The organism is Streptomyces dangxiongensis, assembly GCF_003675325.1.
Taxonomy (GTDB): Bacteria; Actinomycetota; Actinomycetes; order Streptomycetales; family Streptomycetaceae; genus Streptomyces; species Streptomyces dangxiongensis.
In genome coordinates this window covers 8023362-8042905 of the sequence record NZ_CP033073.1, presented here as the reverse complement: position 1 = coordinate 8042905, position 19544 = coordinate 8023362, and the positions used below count along the sequence as shown (strand labels likewise).

At 68.1% G+C, this 19544-nt stretch carries 11 protein-coding genes and 3 pseudogenes; 7 read left to right on the top strand and 7 right to left on the bottom strand.

Annotation, left to right across the window (positions count from 1 at the left end; all coding sequences use genetic code 11):
* Positions 1 to 5 precede the first annotated feature (5 nt).
* Positions 6 to 1106, bottom strand: coding sequence for a hypothetical protein (locus tag D9753_RS36855; protein ID WP_163010897.1), 1101 nt, complete (start codon positions 1104 to 1106; stop codon positions 6 to 8).
* Between the two features lie 123 nt (positions 1107 to 1229).
* Between D9753_RS36855 and D9753_RS35990 the strand changes: the two are divergent.
* Positions 1230 to 2360: pseudogene (locus tag D9753_RS35990) on the top strand (IS701 family transposase).
* A gap of 642 nt (positions 2361 to 3002) precedes the next feature.
* Here D9753_RS35990 and D9753_RS39570 read toward each other — a convergent pair.
* The 3 genes from D9753_RS39570 to D9753_RS35975 form a co-directional block, all read right to left on the bottom strand.
* The gene (locus tag D9753_RS39570) at positions 3003 to 3239 is read right to left on the bottom strand and encodes a hypothetical protein (protein ID WP_394346791.1); all 237 of its coding nucleotides are present in this window, start codon (positions 3237 to 3239) and stop codon (positions 3003 to 3005) included.
* 607 nt (positions 3240 to 3846) lie between these two features.
* Positions 3847 to 5442: an RICIN domain-containing protein gene (locus tag D9753_RS35980; RefSeq protein WP_121790784.1), complete on the bottom strand. Its 1596-nt coding sequence runs from the start codon at positions 5440 to 5442 to the stop codon at positions 3847 to 3849.
* 59 nt (positions 5443 to 5501) lie between these two features.
* The gene (locus D9753_RS35975; RefSeq protein ID WP_121791472.1) at positions 5502 to 7865 is read right to left on the bottom strand and encodes a ricin-type beta-trefoil lectin domain protein; all 2364 of its coding nucleotides are present in this window, start codon (positions 7863 to 7865) and stop codon (positions 5502 to 5504) included.
* 637 nt (positions 7866 to 8502) lie between these two features.
* Between D9753_RS35975 and D9753_RS36850 the strand changes: the two genes are divergently transcribed.
* Positions 8503 to 8652, top strand: a complete 150-nt coding sequence (locus tag D9753_RS36850; protein WP_163010896.1) for a hypothetical protein — start codon at positions 8503 to 8505, stop codon at positions 8650 to 8652.
* Positions 8653 to 8922: 270 nt separating this feature from the next.
* On the opposite strand, the gene D9753_RS35970 is transcribed toward D9753_RS36850, so the two are convergent.
* Entirely contained in the window at positions 8923 to 9894 is a 972-nt protein-coding gene (locus D9753_RS35970; protein WP_121790783.1) for an expansin EXLX1 family cellulose-binding protein, read from the bottom strand.
* 404 nt (positions 9895 to 10298) lie between these two features.
* Here D9753_RS35970 and D9753_RS35965 point away from each other — a divergent pair, with 404 nt between their 5' ends.
* The 5 genes and pseudogenes from D9753_RS35965 to D9753_RS36845 all read left to right on the top strand — a co-directional run bounded on the left by D9753_RS35965 (position 10299) and on the right by D9753_RS36845 (position 15091).
* Positions 10299 to 12110 (top strand): ricin-type beta-trefoil lectin domain protein, encoded by a 1812-nt coding sequence (locus D9753_RS35965; RefSeq protein ID WP_163010895.1) that lies wholly within the window; start codon positions 10299 to 10301, stop codon positions 12108 to 12110.
* Between the two features lie 271 nt (positions 12111 to 12381).
* A pseudogene (locus D9753_RS35960) lies at positions 12382 to 12713 on the top strand (sugar ABC transporter substrate-binding protein); the annotation flags it as partial.
* A 27-nt stretch (positions 12714 to 12740) separates the two neighbouring features.
* A pseudogene (locus tag D9753_RS38560) lies at positions 12741 to 13189 on the top strand (aldo/keto reductase); the annotation flags it as partial.
* Positions 13180 to 13887 carry a FadR/GntR family transcriptional regulator gene (locus D9753_RS35950; RefSeq protein ID WP_121790781.1) on the top strand — a complete coding sequence of 236 codons (708 nt, stop codon included), beginning with the start codon at positions 13180 to 13182 and terminating at the stop codon, positions 13885 to 13887. The pseudogene D9753_RS38560 and the gene D9753_RS35950, both read left to right, overlap by 10 nt.
* A 907-nt stretch (positions 13888 to 14794) precedes the next feature.
* Positions 14795 to 15091 carry a hypothetical protein gene (locus tag D9753_RS36845; RefSeq protein WP_163010894.1) on the top strand — a complete coding sequence of 99 codons (297 nt, stop codon included), beginning with the start codon at positions 14795 to 14797 and terminating at the stop codon, positions 15089 to 15091.
* A 172-nt stretch (positions 15092 to 15263) separates the two neighbouring features.
* Here D9753_RS36845 and D9753_RS35935 read toward each other — a convergent pair whose 3' ends face one another.
* Together D9753_RS35935 and D9753_RS35925 are read right to left on the bottom strand one after the other, a co-directional pair.
* Positions 15264 to 16727: a non-reducing end alpha-L-arabinofuranosidase family hydrolase gene (locus D9753_RS35935; protein ID WP_205614449.1), complete on the bottom strand. Its 1464-nt coding sequence runs from the start codon at positions 16725 to 16727 to the stop codon at positions 15264 to 15266.
* 915 nt (positions 16728 to 17642) lie between these two features.
* Positions 17643 to 19409 carry an alpha-L-fucosidase gene (locus tag D9753_RS35925; protein WP_121790777.1) on the bottom strand — a complete coding sequence of 589 codons (1767 nt, stop codon included), beginning with the start codon at positions 19407 to 19409 and terminating at the stop codon, positions 17643 to 17645.
* Positions 19410 to 19544 lie beyond the last annotated feature (135 nt).

Below are 19544 nucleotides of genomic sequence, written 5' to 3'. Positions count from 1 at the left end.
TGACTCTATGAAAGAGACGCTACCGCCGTTGGGGTCTCACCACGTTGGCCTTGACGGGCTCGTTCGTCGACCATCCTCGTGAAGGCAAGCAGCACGTTTGTGTCGAGTTCACGAGTGCCACCTCCATAGACGATACGGGAAACAACCGTGCCAGCGCGGTTGATCGAAGCCATCTGATAGGTCGTTGCATTGCCGTTGTATCCCTCCGTGGCGAAGGCAGCAGTCTGCTCTCCCACAGCGCTCATCGCCATAGGTCGCCCCTTCAAACCATCGTCGCTGGGCTGAGCTGCGGCGGTTAGAAAGTCTTTGTAGCCCGCTTCAGCCGATTTTTCCGTGCGGTACGAGAGGACACGGAACACCGCAACGTTGTTGGCACTCGGGTCAGTGAAGGTGACCGTGCTCTCCCAAAGGATCCCGGCACAGGAGGTGGTGCAGGCTTTCCCCGAGAAGGTGTTAGCGGGTGTCTTTAACGACCAGCCATTCAAGATACTGTCTACGCCAGGCAGGACCGCTTCGAGCTGACCCGTCTCGGTGATTGGCATCATCTTGCGCGGCGTATTTTTGCCTCCGCCCGGCAGAGCCCCCGGATCCGACCCATTCCCCCCTGACTCACCCAAGGAGGACGGTATATCAGTCCCCTCGCCGGTAAGCCATTTCACCCCTCCGTATAAACCTAAGGCAATGAGTACGGCCAGGATGGCAACGATGGCGGTCAGCGAGGCCCGCGCTCCGGGGGTGTTCTGAAGTGTTACGGGGCCGATAGTAATCGTGCTCTTCTCTACGCCACCTCCGATGGTGATGGTGTTGATGTCCGATCCGGCCCTGACGTGCGCCGGCTCCAGGGCCTCCCGAAGCCTTCTCACAAACTCCGGGTCGCTGGTGATCGCTGTTGCGAGTTGTGCGCGGGCTTCCTCTTGAGGGCCAGGTGCAGACGGCGCCTCATCGAGCTGCGTGAGTGTCGCGCTTCCCTCGTCTGAGGAACCGAGGCGCTCTCGTGCCAGGCGCCGAACCTCCTCCGTAGCCGCGGTGCCAAGGCCAGTGCCCGCACTGCTTGCTAACCCCGTGAGTGCCGACATGACCACCGACACCAACCCATCCGATTCCATGCTTCTCCCCCACCGATGGATGCTGAGCAAGCCATGATTGCCGCACAAGCGCGCTATCAACAAGCCCTAATACTGCAGCCGCAGTTGCTGTGACGGTTGGTCTGGCTGCTCGTTGAGCTGGGCATGGGTGGGGACGTCACGGTTGATGAGGTGCACCGCTGGGCGACCGGTCTGGACGCACTGCATGCTCGGATCGGTGGGTATTTCCGCAGGTCCGAGCCACGTCGGCGGGCAAGGGAGTATCTGCGCGGACTGCTTGCACCCTTGGAACGCAAGAACGGCTGGACGCTGGCCGAGCAGGCCGGTGAGCTGTGCCCGGACGGCAGCAGCGGCTGCTGAACCAGGCCGACTGGTCCGCCGACGCGGTCCGTGACGAGGTTCGCGGCTTCGTGCTGGAACATCTGGGCGCCGAGGACGGCGTGTTGGCCGTGGACGAGACCGGCTTCATCAAGAAGGGCTCCCGGTCGGCCGGCGTGCAGCGGCAGTACACCGGCACCTCCGGGAAGATCGACAACTGTCAGCTAAGAGTGTTCTTGGCCTACGCCTCCACGAAGGGGCGGGCGTTGATCGACCGAGAGCTGTACCTGCCCACCTCCTGGATCGAGGATCCGGCCCGCCGGGCGGATGCGAGGATCGGCGCCGAGGTCGTCTTCCGCACCAAGCCCGCGCTGGCCCGCGCGATGCTGGAGCGGGCGGTTGCCGCGAGGGTGCCGTTTTGGGTGACCGGACGAGGTCTACGGCCAGGACCCCGTCCTGCGCCGCTGGCTGGCCGGGCAGCGCCTGAGCTACGTCCTGGCGATCTCCGGCAAGCACCGGTGCGGGCCGCGCGGGCAGAACGCCCGCACCGTCTCGGCGATCCTGCCGGAACATGCCTGGGAGATCCGTTCCGCCGGTGACGGTGCGCACGGCCTGCGTGAATACGCCTGGGCCCTGGTCCCGCTGCCCGGCGAGGGCGACGACGGCTTCGAAGACGCACTGCTGATCCGACGGTCCCTCGCCGACGACGAACGGGCCTACTACCTGGTGCACGCGCCCGCGAACACTGCGCCGGCCGAGATCGTCCACGCTGCCGGGGCCCGCTGGGCGATCGAGGAGTGCTTCCAGGCCGCGAAGAACGAGGCGGGTCTGGATCACTACCAAGTCCGTCAGTACGCGGCCTGGTACCGGCACATCACCCTGGCCATGGCGGCCGCCGCTCACCTGGCTGCGGTCCGGGCCACCGCTCACGAAAAGGGGGACACGGCAGCGACCTGATCCGACTGAGCGTGAACGAGATCCGCCGCCTGCTGAGCAGATTCACCCACGCCGTCCGGCACGAAGCCGGTCATATCCTGCACTGGTCATACTGGCGACGCCGTCATCAACACCGCGCCCGCCTCAGCCACTACCGCCGACGAGGCCACCGACCCCCGTAACTGCGGCTGCAGTACTGAGCGACCTTGCGGGAGGTCCCGGGATGCCACAGCGATTCCGGGACTCCGCGTGGATTGCGTTCCACCGGCTGCCTGTCGGTCCCCACTCGTACGCTGTTGCCAGCGCAGGCGCGCTGGAGCCAGGAGGCGTTCAAGGCACGACAGCTGACGTACGAAGAGCGGTTCGCTTTGATCAACAAGTGGAAGAACCCACCGGGCGCTTCCGAGCAACTCCGGCTGGAGCACGGTAGACGCTCTGGCCCTTGGTGTTCAGTTTGCCTCGGCGGGCGGTGGCCGACACCGGTGGGCCGGCCACCGCCCGCTGGACAGGGCTCCACAAGGGAGCTCACGCGGGCTCGATGACGGCGAGAAGCCGCCACGAAGGACACCCCGGCGGCGGGTGAACGGCGGTCGTTGGGCACATCTCGCGTACAAGGAAGCGGCGGCTGAGCCCAGGGCAGACCAGGCGCCCGGCGGAGGTCCGTCACGTCCTCCGTCCGGGCGCGGTGTCGCCCAGCAGCTGCCCCTCGGCGGTGCCGTCCTCGGCGACGGTGAGCAGGACGCGGGCGTATCCGTGGAGCCAGCCGGACAAGGTGAGAAGGATCTTCCCGCCCGGCCTCACCTGTGCGAGCAGGGCCGGGGGCACGGCGCGGAAGGAGCAGGCGGCCACGATCCGGTCGGACTTCGCCTCGGGCCAGTACCCGTACAGCCCGTCCGCCACCGCCAGCGTCGGCGTCTACCCGCAGGCGTAGAGCCGCTCGCCGCCTGCTCCAGCCGGCGGCCGTCTATCTCGATCGAGGTGATGGCGGCCGAGCCGAGTCGTTCGCAGCCAGCGCGGTGGAGTAGCCGGTGCCGGTGTCGGTCTCCAGCACTGTGTGCCCCTCCTGCACGTCGGTGTCCGTCCACATGCGGACCACCAGCGACGGCAGCGTGCCAGGAGGCCGACGGCCGCCTGTCCCAGCCGTGCCCGAGCCTGCACCGGGTGCACAACCGGGCTTGGCTGATCCGCGCGCTGTACGAGCGGCTGGACCGGTTGCGGGCCGCTGTGCCTGCCGGCGACGAGGCAGCGGTCGCCTCCCTCTGAGCCGTCTCCCGGCGCCTCCCCCCGTGGGCCCGGATGACGAAAGAAGTCCCCGGCGGCTGCTCCTGCACCGAGCACCGACGAGGGCTTCCTGCTCACGTCCTGTTGAGCCTGGGACGCAGACCCCGTACGGTCGGCGCACCCCGTGCGGCGCAGGTCCGTCCGCCCTGATCCGGCCTCTGCCCAGGCCCGCTCCCCTCTCGAGGGGGCGGGCCCTTGCGTTCGCCGGCCGGGGGTCTGACCGCGCCTACCGCAGCGTGGACAGATCGACGGCGTTCGCCATCGCCTGCATCCCAACGTCATTGGGGTGCAGATGGTCACCGCTGTCGTAGGCGGGGAGCATCTGGGCGGGGTTGTCCGGGTCGCGGATGACGGCGTCGAAGTCGACGGCCGCGTCGAAGGCGCCACTCGTGCGGATCCAGTTGTTCACTGTCACTCGGATGCCGGCCAAGCCGCTGGTCTGCGTGGAGTTGGGCAACATGGTGCCGCCGATGATCCTCACGCCCGCCGCGTGTGCCTGCGCGATGATGTTCTTGTACCCGTTGATCAGCCGGTCGGCGGTGAGGGAGGGGGTGCCGTTGATGTCGTTGATGCCTTCCATGAAGATCACGTCGCGTACGCCCGGCTGGCCGAGGGCGTCGTGTGCGAACCGGTCCACGGCGGCTGGGCCCTGAGGGTCCCACCCCGTCGCGCGGAGCACCATGTTGCCCGACATCCCCGCGTCGGCGACAGCGAGCCGCGGGCCGCCGCTCGCCGACTGCAGCCGGGCCGCCAGACGGTCCGGCCAGCGCCGGTTGGCGTCGGTCGTGGTGTTGTACCCGTCGGTGATGGAGTCGCCGAACGCCACCACGGTTCCGGTGGTCACGGCGGACGGCACGACGTCCACGCCGGACACGCAGTACCAGCTCCACATCGACGTGGTGAAGGTGGTTCCGGCGTCGTCACCGGTGTGGTTGCCGGAGCCTGCCGCCGAACGGTACGAGGTCTGGAAGGCGTCACGATGGAAGGTGGAGGCGCCGGTCCTACCCGGCAGATACAGGCTCACCAGGAGGTCCTGCCCCGCGGTGACCGACATCGGGATCACGTCGCTGGTCAGTTCCGCCCCGGCGGCGATGGTCAGACTGCCGGATCCACCGAAGGTCACGGTGCGGTGGGTGCCGGGCACCGCGGCCGCGCCGCCGGACCGGACGGCCGCGTCGACCGCTCCGACCAACAGCGCGGTTGAGCTGCGCAGGTTGGACAGACGGATCCGCACCCCGGAACCGGCGGCGCTGGGATGGACGACCATCCGCAGGGTCTGCTCGGAGAAGGTGTCACCGCCGGCGGCCATGCCGGGGCCGAAGGACGCGACCCGGGGGCGTTCGGTGAGGCTCCACTGCTGGTTGCCATTGCTGTTGCACGGCCACTGGACGAGCGGTGCGCCGTCGGCCGTGGCGGAACCGGAGACATCGAGGCACATGCCGCTGTTGACGGAAACGATCGCGGAGCCGTTGAAGGTCCAGCGCTGGTTGCCGTCGCCGGTGCACGGCCACTGGACGACCTGCGCCCCCGCCGAGGTGGACGCACCCGACACGTCCGCGCACTTGCCACTGTTGATGTTGACCAGCGAGAACGAACCGCCTCCGTGGGCGACGGCCTGCCACAGCTGGGTAGGGTCGCCGGAGGGAGCGTCCTGCACCACGTTCACCGCGTTGGCCGACGAGGCCGACTGGACCTGTGCGTTCTTGCCGCTGTGCGCTGCGGTCAGCGCGTACACATGGCCGTCCTGCGGTCCGGTGGCGGCGCCGGCCTGATGTACCGGGACTAGCGAAAGGCCCACTACGGCGAGAGCCACGGCCCCCATGGCGGCCGCCTTGTTCCGACGCCGCTCATGGACACTTCCTGCATATGTCGTCTTTCTCGTCATCGGGGGCCGCTTCCCCTGCGTGGCTCGGACAAGGTCCGCGTCCACTGCTGGTTGGTACCGCCGCTGCACGACCAGAGCTGGAGCCCGGTGCTGTCGGCAGTGCCTCCCTTGATCACATCGAGACAGCGCCCGGACTCGACTCCCACTAGGCTGCCGTTCGAGTTGACGGTCCACTGCTGGTTGGGGCCGCCGTTGCAGGACCAGATCTGCACGGCGGTACCGTCGGCGGTGCCGTGGCCCTTCGCGTCCAGGCACTTGTGGCCGTACACCCGCAGTTCCTTGGCCGAGGTCAGCGTCCACTGCTGGTTGGCGCCGGCGTTGCAGTCCCAGATCTGCGTAAGGGTGCCGTCGGTCTGGTTGAACCCCGGCACGTCCAGGCAGCGGCCGGAGCCGACGCCCACGATCTTCGTGGTCGAGCCGATCGACAGGTTGTCGAACTGGCCCGTCTCTCCCTGGCTGTTGCCGTAGCCGGCCTGGCCCGTGCCGTAGGTGCTGTCGTTGACCGACCCCACCTTCACGCCGTCGATCCACCCGGTGATCGTGTTGCCGTAGAAGCCCAGTCGCAGGTTGTGCCAGGAGTCGGTGCCCAGCGCTGCGACCGTGCCACTGGCCAGAGTCACGAACTTGTCATCGGTGTCGTTGCGCAGGATGGACCAGGAACCGGTGCTGCCGACCCGCAGGTAATAGCCGTCCAGGCCCTCGGGACCGAAGGAGTGCTGCCAGGTGGCGCGGCCGATGAGCTCGGTGAAGCCCGCGTTCTCCAGCAGCACGTCGCTGGAGACCTGGTAGTCCTTCCAGCCGACGTCACCGAAGAGTGCGTAAGGGTGCGACAGGGAGGCCCAGGTGATCGGCGCCTGTGCCGACATCTGGCGGACGCACTGTCCGGCGCGTCCGCCTCCGCAGCCGACGACCTCGTAGGCCCCTTGCTGGTCTTGGACGTACTTCGCCTCGGAGCCGGTGGCGTAGCCGTCGTAGGAGTCGGTGTACGGCAGTGCCAGGGAGCCCTTCGCCGGACTGACGGCGGTGCCCTTGCCCTGCCCTGTCGTGGTGGTGAGGGAGTAGACGTACCCCGGCTGGACGGTGAGCGAGTAGGCGCCCCCGGTGGGGGTGATGTCGGTGACGTGCACCATCGCGGTCGCGGGGTCGGTGGAGTTGACGTTGGTCGACCACACGTGGACGGTGCTCGTGGACAGGCCGCCGGTCACCGTGAAGTCGAGCGTCTGCGCAGCGGAGGCCTGCGTGGTCTCGATGACGGTGCTGTAGTCGGTGTTGTCGGTGGACTTCAGGGTCACGTAGCTGCCGTTGGCGGAGCTGCCGCCGATGTATCCCGTGGAGCGGTCGAGGTAGCGCCAGCCGGGAGAGGTGAACTGGGTGGTCTGGGCGGTGACCCACAGGCTCTGGCCCACGGAGTACGCGCCGGACCACGGCTGGTTGGCGACGGCCAGACCGGCGGTCGGGAAGGGCAGGTTGGGCGTCATGGCTCCAATCACGGGCCAGTTGATGGTCGCCGTCATCCTCCCGTCGATGTAGTCGCGGTTGTTGGCACGGGCCATCGCCGCGGCGCCGCCGTTGTAGTCCTGCGAGCCGTTCTCGCTGGCCCACAACTGCTTGCCGGTGGACAGCGCGTTGGCGGTGCTCGGGCAGGAGGTCTGCGGGGTGAGCCAGCCGCAGGGGTAGTGACTCCCGACGATGTCCACGGACGCGGCGAACGCGGAGTCCTTCACCATGTCATCGGCGACCGACCAGTCCCCGTCCGAGCCCACGATCTTGATCGAGGAGTAGCCGTTCGCGTTCAGCGCGGAGCGCAGGCTCTCGTACCACGAGGTGCTGTAACCGCGCTCGTTCCAGCCGCCCAGGTAGCTGATGGCCAGCCCGTGCGACTTCGCGCAGCCCAGCCAGGACAGCAGGTAGTCGGTCATGTCTTTGGACCAGAAGTTGCCACCGCCGATCCAGCCCGGCGCGCCCCAGGCCAGGCCGTAGAGCTTGATGGCCGGGTTGCGCGCCACGGCCTGCTTCATCAGCCACCACTCGTAGCCCCTGTCGCAGTTGACCGTGCCGGCAGTGTGTTCGATGCTCGGCTCCGCGCCGCTGGTGGAGTTGGTGTCCCCGCCGATCTCCGCCTTGAGGATCTGCAGGGCGGCTCCGTAGCCGGGTTTGAAGAGATAGTCCAGGATCCGGCTGCGCTGCGGCTCCGGGTAGTCGATCAGCAGTCTGCTGTTCCCGCCACCACCGCTGATGGCGCCGACACCGTCGTAGGTACGCCCGGCCGATGTGCCGTCCAGGGTGATCGCCGTCGCCGCCTGAGCCGGGACGGCGGTCAGCACAGCTCCCATCATTGCGAGGATCAGTGCGCACACCATGGCGAGGATGCGCCGTAGGCCCGCGGCGGGGTACGGCGGCGCCGGCGGCCGGCGGCGACTGTTGCGCCCGGTCGGCGGCTGTCTGTCGATCAGCATCCGTTCTCCTCGGATTGTTCGATGATGGCGGATTGCGTTGGAGGAAGGAGGTCGACGAAGCAGCGGGACGGCAGACTCAAAACACGATCGACCTGGGGATACATCCCATGTACGGGAAAAGACTGTTCAGCGTCCGAACACCCCTACAAGCTTCGACGCTGAAGGTATGTGCGACTCCGTTCGGCGTCAATGCCCCCTAAAAAGGCGACAGTTGCTGATCGATCACGCACCGCACGCCGAGTGCGGCAACGGGACGGAAGCGAACCGTTCGGCGAGGGAAACGAAAGAAACATCCCACCTATTGGTGGGCACCGGGTTCCTCGTCAGGGCAGTGATCCAGGATGCGCTGGGATCGACGCACAGCGCTGTAGGAGCCGGAGCATGGAATCGGCGGTCACCACGACGGCCGGGCAGGCGAAAGCGGCTGTGGCGGGGGGCGCACTGCCGGGCGACCAGGCACGCAGGCTCCCGGAACCGCGGGCGGGCGAAGGGGCCGGCCGCCGCACTGCTGGCGTCCGGCGACCGCCAGGAACCCGGTGACATGCCGAGGTGGGCCAAGTCGGCTGCCATGGTCGAGGAGTTCGTCGCCCATGACATCGCCGTCAAGGTGAGGAACGTCGAAGCCGCAGGCAACCCGGTGGGGCAGCGGGTCCGCCGTTCCTCGCAGTGCGCGCACCGGGAGGCATTCTGAAGAACCTCTCACCGGCTGATCCGCTCCGCCCGCCGCGGAACGGGCCCGTGAAGCGGCATCCCCGTCGGACAGCCCTGCTCGCTCCAGACGAACGGACCGGGCAGCCGCAGGGTGATGTTGCCGAAGGGGAGCTGAGCTCGGCGAGTGGGACACACTCCACTGAAGGAAGTCCGCCTCGCCGGCCAGGGCCGGCAGACCCCAGTACGTCGAAGTCGTACCGCCGAGGTCGGCAGGCGGCCCGGGGGCGCCTGCCGACGTCGGACAGCACGGTCAGTGCCGGGCGAACTGGACACCGGTGGGCTGGATGACGTTCGGCCGTATCCCGATGTCACCGACGGTCAGCCGCTGCCCGTAGATGTCCGTGATTCTGATCGCGCCGCCGCAGCCGCTGCCGTCGGCGGACAGGAAGTAGTTGTAGGGGGTACGGGGCAGCTGCCGCCAGCCTCCCGAGGTGCGGACCTCCAGCGCGGCGACCGGATTGCGGTGGTTGAGGACCTGGATGCCGCACCAGTAGGGGCTGGAGCCCGTCTTGTAGCGGACCAAGAGGGCACCTGGGCTGCCGGGGCTGAGCAGGCTCCAGGTGATCGGGATCCGGCCGAGCCCGAGGTCGCCGAGCTTGATGAACGCCTCGTGGCTGAGGTCGATCTGGCCAGGCGCGCAGGGCAGCGGGCACTCATTGGTGATCCGCACCGTGACGGAGGCGCCGTTCGCCGCGCGGACGTGCACATACGCCCCGCAGGCTCTGGCCGACTCGTAGTCGGTGGTGTTCATCGCCGCGATCATCATGTCGGGGCTCGGACCGAACCCGCAGGCGCCGTCCCCGACGCCGGCCTCATAGGCGGTGGCGACGCCCCGATAGCTGGTGCCGGGCCGGATCCGCCCCGGCGACGCGGCCGTGGTGGACCCCGTGCGCGCCGGACGCGGGGTCTTCGCGGGCGAGGCCTTCGCCTTCGTGGTGGTCGCAGACGCTTTCGGGGCGTCGGTCGCGCTCCGGGAGCGGGACGGGCTCGGGGAAGCCTTCCCCTTCGGGGAGGGGGTGCCAGAGCCGCTCGCCGTGGCTGCCGTCACTCGGCCGGCGGCGACAGATGTGCTCGCGGCCGGCTTCGCGTCGGCCTTGCCATCGGGCAGCAACGCCATCACCAGACAGGCGACCACGCCCGTGGCGGCCAGTGTCAAGGTGGCCCCCAGCATCAGTCTGCGCCTGCGTCTGCGCTCCCGCGCGACCTGCCTCGCTGTGCTCATGTCTGTCCGTTTCGGAGATGGAAGCCGATGGTGCACTCCTCAGTGGGCACTGAACGCGAAAAGGTTGCCGGGCGCGTGTCCTTTTTTCCTCGGCACAGTCCCCGCGGACGGCGCCCTCGGCGGGTCGGTCCTGCGCCACGACCCGCAGAGGTCACAGTCCGGCGTCCCGCTCCTCGGCGACGAACAGGCCGCGCGCGATCGGGACCTTCCCAACGAGTGCCAACACGAGTGTTGACAGCGGCACTTACCCCTTTGCACATTGGGCATCCAATTGTAAGCGGCCCTGACAAATCTGCTGCGCGCAGTCGGGGACAGCAGCAGCGGGCCCTGGCGGAAGCGGGACGCCCTCCATGAACCTCAGACGCACATACCGCGGAGTCGGAGCGCCGGCCCTCGCTCTGGCGATGACCGCGGCAAGCGGGCTACTGGCGGTGTCGAGCGGGACCGCCGACGCGACGACGGCCACCGTAGGGGTCACGCTGACCACGTCCGACCTGAGCAGCGCTCTGACGCCTCAGCCGGGCGTCGGCCTCGGCCCCGTGTCCTCCGGGCCGGTGAACCTGACGGTGGACGACAGCAGGTCGTACCAGAGCATCGACGGGTTCGGCGCCGCCTTCACGGACTCCTCGACCTACCTGCTGCAGAACAAGCTCGATGCCACCACCCGCGACCAGGTGATGAAGGCGCTGTTCAGCCGGGGCACCGGCATCGGGCTCTCGCTGATGCGCGTGCCGATGGGGTCCTCCGACTACACCGCCACCCCCGCGAGCAACCCCTCGACGTATTCCTACGACGACGACAACGGCGTCGCCGACCCCTCCCTGAGCCACTTCTCCACCGCACACGACGACACCTACGTCATCCCGGTCATCAAGCGGGCCCAGTCGCTCAACCCGTCGATGAAGCTCTTCGCCAACAACTGGAGCCCGCCGGCGTGGATGAAGACGAACAACTCGATGCTGGGCTCCAGCGGAGGCGGCAACGGCAGTCTCAACCCCTCTGCCTACGGCCCGCTCGCGCAGTACTACGTGAAGTTCCTGCGGGACTACAAGGCCAAGGGTGTCGACGTCTGGGGCATCACCCCGCAGAACGAGCCGGACCAGGCCCCGTCCAGCTACTCGGGCATGGTCCTGTCGGGCGCCGAGGAGTCCGACTTCATCAAGAACAACCTGGCGCCGGCGCTGGCGCAGGCGGGTCTGAACACGGTGATCCTCGGTGGTGACAGCAGCCACCCGGACCTGCCCTTCGCCAACACACTCCTGGGCGACAGCGCCACCTACAACGCGGTCTACGGAACGGCGTGGCACTGCTACTGGAACGACCTCCAGAACATGACCACGATCCACAACTCGTTCCCCGGGAAGAAGCTGTACGAGAGCGAGTGCTCCACCGGTCCTGGCATCGCTCCGATGAACGCCACGCAACTCGCGCTGGAGTCCACGTCCAATTGGGCCAGTGGCGCACTGCTGTGGAATCTGGCCCTGGACGCGAACGGCGGCCCGAAGATGGGTGAGGGGTGCAACGGTTGCACTGGTCTGGTCACCATCGACCAGTCCACCGGCAAGGTCACCTACAACGACAACTACTACCAGCTCGGACAGTTCTCGAAGTTCGTCGTGCCGGGCGCCACCCGCATCGGGTCGACCGACGGCGGCGGCATCTGGTCCCAGGCCTATCGCAACCCCGACGGCGGCGAGGTGGCGGTGGCCTACAACACCAACTCCTCACGGACCGACTTCACCGTCACCTGGAACGGCTCCGGATCCTTCAGCTACACGCTCCCCGCGCACGCCACGGTCACCTTCACCAAGAACGCGGGCGGAGCCGCGACGCGGATAGCGAGCAAGGGCTCGGGCCGCTGCCTGGACGACGCCGGCAACCCCGGCAACGGCACCCAGCAGATCATCTGGGACTGCGGATCCGGCAACTACAACCAGTACTTCCTGTACTCCGCCGCCCGCGAGTTGCAGATCGGCGGCAAGTGCCTGGGCGCGGCCGGCAACGGCACCAGCAGCGGCACCAAGGTCATCACATGGGACTGCAACGGCACCAGCAGCCAGAAGTGGACCTTCCACCCCGACGGCAGCATCACCAATGACCTGTCCGGCCTCTGCCTCGACATCACCGACAACGCCACGACCAACAATTCCCCGGTCCAACTGTGGGGCTGCTCGGGCGGCTCCAACCAGTCATGGACGGCGGCCAGCGGTGGCTGACCTGCCATGACCGGCTTCGTCGCGTCCGGACCGCCCGGGGAGGACCCGCTGACGTGGGTGGTCGCCCCGGGCGGTCCTGCTCCGTCCGACCTCGCACGAACCCGGCTGCGACCGAGCGGGCACCGCCTTCCGCCAGCGTGTCACCGACAAACATCATCGATGCGATGGATCGACCCCCGAGAAGGTGCTGGGCTTGCGCCGCCAGAGCATCTTCCGGGTCAGCCGTCGCACTGACGTAACAACCCCGCTCCGGGACAAGCGCGAGGAAGTAGAGGGCCTGCTGGTGGGGCCGAGGGACAAAGAGCGCGTCTTCATCGTGTCCACCGACGGCATCCCCGAGGAACTCAAGAACATCGCCGTCGGCAGCATTGACTGCCTCCCGGCCCGCCGACCTGTACGCCAAGTACGCCCCGTGCTACCTCAAGGCGGCGATCGACGGGAAGACGTTCGAGCCGGGCAAGACCGACCACGACGGCACGATCATCCAGATCCGTGAGTCTGCTGGAGGACCGGCTCTCCGCTCCTCTGGTCACCGTCGACGGCGGCACCCACGGCAGCCTCCCCGGCGTCCTCTCCGTCGACGGCGGACGGCTCGGCCGATGAGCGGCGCCGACCTCGCCTCCGTACGGAGTGGTGATGCTCGCGGGGCGCTGCCAACTCCTCGACCGGTCCGCCCTCGACGACGTCCTGCCCGCCGCGCAGGCACTCGGCGAGAGCGTGGTGGCCGTGGGCGTGTTCGACTCGGGACTACTCTCCCGCGACCGCCCCGCGGAGGGCATGAAGGAACGACTACCAGGACGCGCCCTCGGATCTGGCGGCCCGCGCTCTGGCGATCGCCGAGATCCGTGCCGCGCACGGCACGAGTCTGCTGGCCGCCGCCATCGCCTTCCCCCCTCAGGCATCCCACTATCATCAACGTTACGCTCGGTATGCGGGACCCGGAACAGGTGATACGAGACGTGGAACTCCACCGCCGGCAGGTCCCCGACGGCCTCCGGGACGATCTCCGCCTCCGAGGGCTGATCAGGTCGGACGTGCCTACAGCGTGCGGTCCGGGAAGGAGTTCGCAGTGTCTCTGACGGACAAGGCCATAGCGCAGATCCGTGAGCTGATCCGCACGGGTGCGCTGCCGCCGGGATCGAAGCTGCCGCCCGAACCGGACCTTGCGGCCCAGCTAGGCCTGTCCCGCAACCTGGCCCGTGAGGCGGTCAAGGCGCTGGCCGTCGCGCGGGTCCTGGAGGTCCGGCAGGGCGACGGCACGTACGTGACCAGCCTGCAGCCGAGCCTGCTGTTGGAAGGTCTGGGCGGTGCGGTGGAACTGCTGCAGGGCGACTCGGCCGCCCTGCAGGACCTCATGGAGGTAAGACGGCTCCTGGAACCGGTCGCCACCGCCCTGGCCGCCACCCGGATCAACGACGCCCAGCTGGCCGAGATCAAGGGCCACCTCGATGCCATGCGCGAGGCCCGCGACGAGCCCGAGCGGCTCACCGCACACGACGCCGCCTTCCATCACGCGGTCGTCTCCGCCACCGGCAACGAGACCCTGCTCACCCTTCTGGAGAGCATCTCCGGCCGCACCCTGCGCGCCCGCATCTGGCGCGGCCTCCTCGACGCCCAGGCCTCGGACCGCACCCTCGCCGAGCACGAGGCGATCTTCAACGCCCTGTCCACCCGCGACGCCGCCCTCAGCCAGGCCGCCGCGCTGCTGCACGTGAGCAACACCGAACAGTGGCTGAGAGAACACCTGCGCTCCGGCGAAGCGCTCTCCCTTCGGTAGACGTCGGTGAGATTGCTGGCTGCGGCTCGTCGTGGTCAGACCGAAGCCGGTCGCGGTGAAGGACCCGTCGAGGACGCTGTGCGGCCCCTTGACACCCCCCGGCGGACAGGGCTGAACGGCCCGCTCGGCCGGTCGACGCCCGGTGTCCTTACCGCCGTCGACCGGCCAGCCCTCACCGTGTCGTCGGACCGGCTGGAGGGCCGTCGGCTCGTCTCGAGGAGGTGAAAACGGGCAAGGCCCGGGTCCACCGATAGCTGGCCGATCCCTTCGCTGCTGTGCCGGTCTCGTCCATCAGCGGTCGGCTGTTTCCCCCCGCCTCCGCTGCTCGTGCCTTCACCGTCGGGTGTCAGCCCGGGCAACGCTCCGCTCACCGTGACGGTGGTCGGCGACGCCGCGGCCACTTGCGTCGCGGATGTTCCGACCGAGAGCGCGGCCCATCACCATGACGGTCTACCCGGCCAGCCGACGGCGCCGCGTCGCTCTGGGCCAACGAACAGCCGGCGGTGTGACGCGCCGGCGGGCAGCCTGGGCGACGTTGCCCGTGCCCGGGCTCGGAGGCCGCCGCCACTCAGCCGAAAGTCCGTTTCCGGTTGGCTCCGCCGTTGCAGACTGCGGCGTCCGCAGGCCGGGTTCGGTGCGGCGGTTGCCGCGGGCGGCCGTGCGACACGTTCCGTCCGCGGCAGAGGGGCGGCCCCCGCCCGACGTGTCCCCCGCCGCACCCCGACGGGGCCCGCGACAAGGCGGGCAACTGGGTGCAGTTCGCTCACCAACTGGTGTCGCAGGGCGGCAAGTTCGCCCCGGACGCCTGGGCGCAGCAGTTCGTGGACGCGGGCACGGAGTTCGCCGGACCGGTGCCCGAACGTGCCGTAGGGGCGGCCGCCGGTCAACCGCAGATCGAGAACCCGTCGTGGACCACCAGCTCCGTCAGCATCCCCAGCCAGTTCGCGGCGACGTGCTGGCCACGACGGAGGCGAAGTACGCCGCCGACCGCAACGCCGGTCCCGCGCCCTGGACGTCGTACCAAGAGTCCGGCCGGTCCTTCGCCCCCGACTACGCCCAGGGCGCCATCGTCCTCACCTCGGACTCCCTGTCCACGATCAAGGACGGCGCGCAGGTGACCCTCACCTACCACTTCTGGAGCGGCGCGACCGTCACCTACCGCACCACCCCTTCCGGGACGGCCGTCATCGGCTCCGCCTCCTGAGCCGCCCACGCAGAACGCTCGGCTGGAGAGCCCAGCCGAGCGCCCGGACGAACTGCTCGCGGCCTGTCACCCATCAACGCGACCACGGGCTTGCCACGACCCTCGGAGGCGTCGCTCGGCCAGGTCTACGCGTTGTGGGTGAGGGACTCGCGGGCGGGAGTGCGCGGTTCGGTCAGCAGGTCGAGTTGGTCTGGGTGAGGAGGCCCATCCGCCACGGGAGCGAGTTGTAATCGCCGGTGGCACCGGGATCCACGCCCTGGTAGGCGTACCGCATGTTGCAGGGGTCGATGGGAAGTGTTTGGTCGTTGCCGGCGCGGACCATCTCTCCGTGGCTGATGTCCTGGGTCCAGGGTGTGCCGGAGAAGGTGACGTTCTTGGCGCCCGCGAAAGGCGAGGACTCGGTGCCGGCCAGCGGTGTCCAGTTTCCGGTGAGACTGGTGGAGGTCCAGGACCGGAAATAGCGTCGTCCGTTGGACGGTGCCATCGCCTCGACGATCAGCAGGTACTGGTTGGTGCCGGCGACCTTGTACACGTTGGTCGCCTCGAACAGGTTGCTGGCCGTGTCGGAGAGGGCCACGGTGGTGTTGCCGAAGCCGTTGGGGAAGTTGGCCAGGCTGGTGTCCGCCCGGAAGAGCTGCCCCTTGTTGTTGGTGAAGAACAGATGGCAGTCGGTCGTGTCGCAGATGACCCAGAAGTCGAGCCAGCCACCGTTGTACTGCTGCACGATCGGAGGCTCGTTGTCGATGAACGTCTTCGGCGCCGACCAGGACGCCGGGTTGCTGGGGTCGGTGCTCGTCGAGTACGTGGGTGGACCGGTCTGGTAGACCATGTACCACAGTTTCTGCGGGGCGAAGTAGAACACCTGCGGCGCGGCCCGGTAACCCGGTCCCATCGGCGACACCTCGTCGAGGTACGTCTGTGGCGCCGAAGCGGCCTGTGACCAGTCACCGAACTTGAAGGTCTCGAGACCGTAGCCGAAGTTCGGGCCGACCGCCGAAGCGTAGACCAGCCACTCGTTGTCGTAGCGGACCACCGAGAAGTCCTTGATGGCGACGGTGTTGTGCTTCGCGTCCGGCTTCGGGCCCGCCAGTACGCCGCTGGAGCTCCACTTGAACGTCGACGGCAGTGACGGGGTGGAGGCGTTGCCGACGCGGACCAGTTGCCATTGCTGGTTGCTCCCGTCCCAGTCCCAGGACTGGGTGACCCTGCTCCCGTCAGCGGTGGAGCCGTCCTTCAGTTCAGCGGCCATACCGCTGTGACGATTGATCAGCCGCACATAGCCGCCCGGCGAGTCCGCCAGCCGGAACTGCTGGTTGGTCGCGTTCTGATCGCTCCACTGCACGATGTCGGCCCCGGCCGTGGTCGACCACCCCTGGTCATCGAGCACCTTGCCGGAATGCCGGTTCTGCAAGCGGTAGTAGCCGCCCCCCGAGTCGAGGAACCGCCACTGCTGGTTGGCTGCGTCGCCGCGCGTCCACTGCACCACCGCGGCACCGTCACCGGTGGCGAAGTTGGCGTCGTCCATCGCCTTGCCGCTGTTGTGGTTGACCAGCACGTACCACCCGTCGAGGTCCACAGTCGCCGCCGACGCCCGGGGCGCACCGGCCACAACCAGAAATGCGGCCACCATGGCCATGACCACTAATGCCACCACGCCACGTTCTCGGGGCAGGGTGGCTCCGGCCCTACCAATGGCCATCATCTGTTTCCTCCTTCGTCATCAGGGCCCGGGCGGCCCGTCCTCGAGGCACGGCGCACGGCGGTCTGAGAAGGCCTGCGGCGGCCACTGCCAGTGCGATGACCTGCGCACCGGACGTTTCGGAACGACGCCGCAGAAGCTGCGAAACATCTCTCCTCCCACCCACCCCGAACACTGCGCCTTTTTGTAAGGGCAGTTGATTAATCGGGCTTACTGTGGGGTCGCAGCATGCCCCCGTCAAGACCTGGTGCGGATCCAGCGAGCCGTCCGGGACGGCCGGGACTGGCCGGAGAGGCAGCCCTCCACCCGCTGATCAACAGGCCCAACCGGCCTGACCTGCGTCGTTGTTGCGCCCTGCCGATCGTCAACCCCCTGCGCTGTCACGGTGAATGGCATGACACAGCTCTCGCCCCACCTCCGACTCACGCCCCCACTCCGGACTCCCGCGGCAACAGCCGGATCCCTCTGACGTCAGCCATGCGGGCCGTCCCGGACCCGGTGGCCGCGCACACGCGCACACGCGCACACCACTGCGGGCACGGACGCGGCACGGCCAGTGAAACGCCATCGGCGCGAACCCTCCACGCCATCGCCATGGGGCTGGTCCTCGTCCTCCTCCTCGGCGAGATCAGCCTGCCCGCCGGGTACGCCAGCGGGTCTCGCGCCGCCGTTCCGGCCATCCTGCTCACCGACCACGGGTGGCCCTGGCTACAGCGCCGTCGGGCGCGGCCATCCTCACCGGTACGGTCACCGGCCTGCTGCTCGGCGTCCTGGTGGCGAAGGTCGGCACCCCTCGTTCGTGGTGACCTGGGCCGCCGGGCAGGGTGCCAGGGTGCGCCACCGCGGGGCCGCTCAGCCGACCTTGGTCATGCCCCACCGCTGCGGGGCGCCGCCGTTGGGGGTCCACTGGATGAGCTGGGTGTTGTCCGCGGCGTTGTTGGAGTTGTCCAGCGCCTTTCCGCTGTGCCGGTTGACGAGCCGGAACGCGCCGTCGCCCAGCGCGGTGACGGCCCACTGCTGCTGACGACTGCCGTCGTCGGTACGCTGCACCATCACTGCGCTGTCGGAGGTGCTGTTGTTGTCGTCGAGGGCCTTGCCGCTGCGGACGCAGACCAGCTTGTAGTAGCCGTGGCCCAGGTCGGTGACCGTCCACTGCTGCGGCGTGCCACCGTTGACGGTCCACTGGATGACCGGGCTGCCCTCGTTGCCGACGTTGGCGTTGTCGAGAGCCTTGCCGCTCTGGGCGCAGACCAGCCGGTAGACGCCGTTGGCGAGGACGGCGGGCATGCCGTTGACCTCCACGCAGACCACGGAGTCGTTCGCATCGGGCGCGGTGGCCGGCACTTGGACGTTGATCTGCCCGCCACCGGCCCAGTAGTTGAGGCTGGTGCCGGGGTTGTTCATCAGGTACACGCGGTTGATCGTGTTGTACACCGCCGGGATCTGGAGGGTGCCGCCCGTGGGCCAGTTGAAGACGTGGGCGAAGAGCTTGCCGTTCTTCTTGGTGATCTTGCCCCAGGACGGCTCGGTGGCGAAGGGGCTGCCGCTGGTGCCGTGGATGCTGTCGCCGTGGGTGGCCATCCACGAGGCCAGGCCGTTCAGAACGGTCACGGATCCGGCGGTCACGGAACCGTCGCCCTTGGGGCCGATGTTGAGCAGGTAGTTGCCGTCCCGGGAGATGACGGTGACCATCTCACGGATGATGTCCTTGACGGGCCGGTAGAGGTTCTCCGCCCAGTCGGTGTAGCCCCACTGGCCGTTCATGGTGGCGCAGGTCTCCCACGGCCGGTCCATCGGCCCGTCGGGAACCGTCTGCTCCGGGCAGGCGAAGTCGCCGAGATTCTCGTCCCGCTTGACACGTTCGTTCACGACGAGGCCGGGCTTGCGCTGCATCAGCCAGTTGTACAGGTCCTGGCCGTCGGATTTGGCCCACCAATCGCACCAGTCGCCGTCGAACCACAGGACGGCCGGGTCATAGCGGTCCAGCAACTCTTGCAACTGGCCCTTCATGTCGTTGATGTAGCCGGTGCGGGCCGTCGGGGATATGTCGGCGGTCCAGCGCTCGGGGACACAGGTCTGCGAGGGATGGTTCCAGTCCATGATCGAGTAGTAGAGCCCGAACCTGATGCCCCGGTTCGTGCACTCGGTCTTCAACTGGGCCAGCAGGTCGGGCTGGAAGTTGCTGTAGTCGTGCAGGTTGTACTGCTTGGTGCCGGTGGTGTCGGTGAAGCCCGCGATGTCGGAGTCCCACATCGCATAGCCCTCGTGGTGCTTGGAGGTGATCACAAGGTACTTCATGCCGGCGTTCTTGGCCAGCTCGGCGATCTGGGCGGCGTTGAAGGTGGACGGGTTGAACCGCTTGCTCACGTTGTTCTGCCAGTCGGCCTTGGACCAGTGGTTCTGGCTGAACTCCCACTCGCCCTTGCCGTAGTAGGAGTAGGACCCGAAGTGGATGAACATCCCGAACCGGGCTTGGTACCACCAGTCCAGCTTCGGGGAGACGGAGTAGGCCTCGGCGGTGGTGGGCCACAGGGCCTGCGGCAGACCGAACGCCACGGTACCGCCGGCGAGAGCTGCGGCCTTGATGAGGGAACGCCTGCTGAGGGGAGCGGAGGACATCGTGCGGCTCCTGGAGGGGTGAGGGACACAGGGTGCCGGTGACTGCTTGTCCGCGGCACTGCGCAGACGGCGGCTCGTATCCGGCCGGGCCTCAAGCGCCTCCCACGGACATCGGATGTATTAACGGGCACAGTC

Bases quoted from the DNA above. Each gene is read 5' to 3' on its own strand.
- D9753_RS36855 (WP_163010897.1), bottom strand. From the start codon at position 1,106: ATGGAATCGGATGGGTTGGTGTCGGTGGTCATGTCGGCACTCACGGGG.
- D9753_RS35980 (WP_121790784.1), bottom strand. From the start codon at position 5,442: ATGGGGGCCGTGGCTCTCGCCGTAGTGGGCCTTTCGCTAGTCCCGGTA.
- D9753_RS35975 (WP_121791472.1), bottom strand. From the start codon at position 7,865: ATGGTGTGCGCACTGATCCTCGCAATGATGGGAGCTGTGCTGACCGCC.
- D9753_RS36850 (WP_163010896.1), top strand. From the start codon at position 8,503: ATGCCGAGGTGGGCCAAGTCGGCTGCCATGGTCGAGGAGTTCGTCGCC.
- D9753_RS35970 (WP_121790783.1), bottom strand. From the start codon at position 9,894: ATGAGCACAGCGAGGCAGGTCGCGCGGGAGCGCAGACGCAGGCGCAGA.
- D9753_RS35965 (WP_163010895.1), top strand. From the start codon at position 10,299: ATGACCGCGGCAAGCGGGCTACTGGCGGTGTCGAGCGGGACCGCCGAC.
- D9753_RS35935 (WP_205614449.1), bottom strand. From the start codon at position 16,727: ATGGCCATGGTGGCCGCATTTCTGGTTGTGGCCGGTGCGCCCCGGGCG.
- D9753_RS35925 (WP_121790777.1), bottom strand. From the start codon at position 19,409: ATGTCCTCCGCTCCCCTCAGCAGGCGTTCCCTCATCAAGGCCGCAGCT.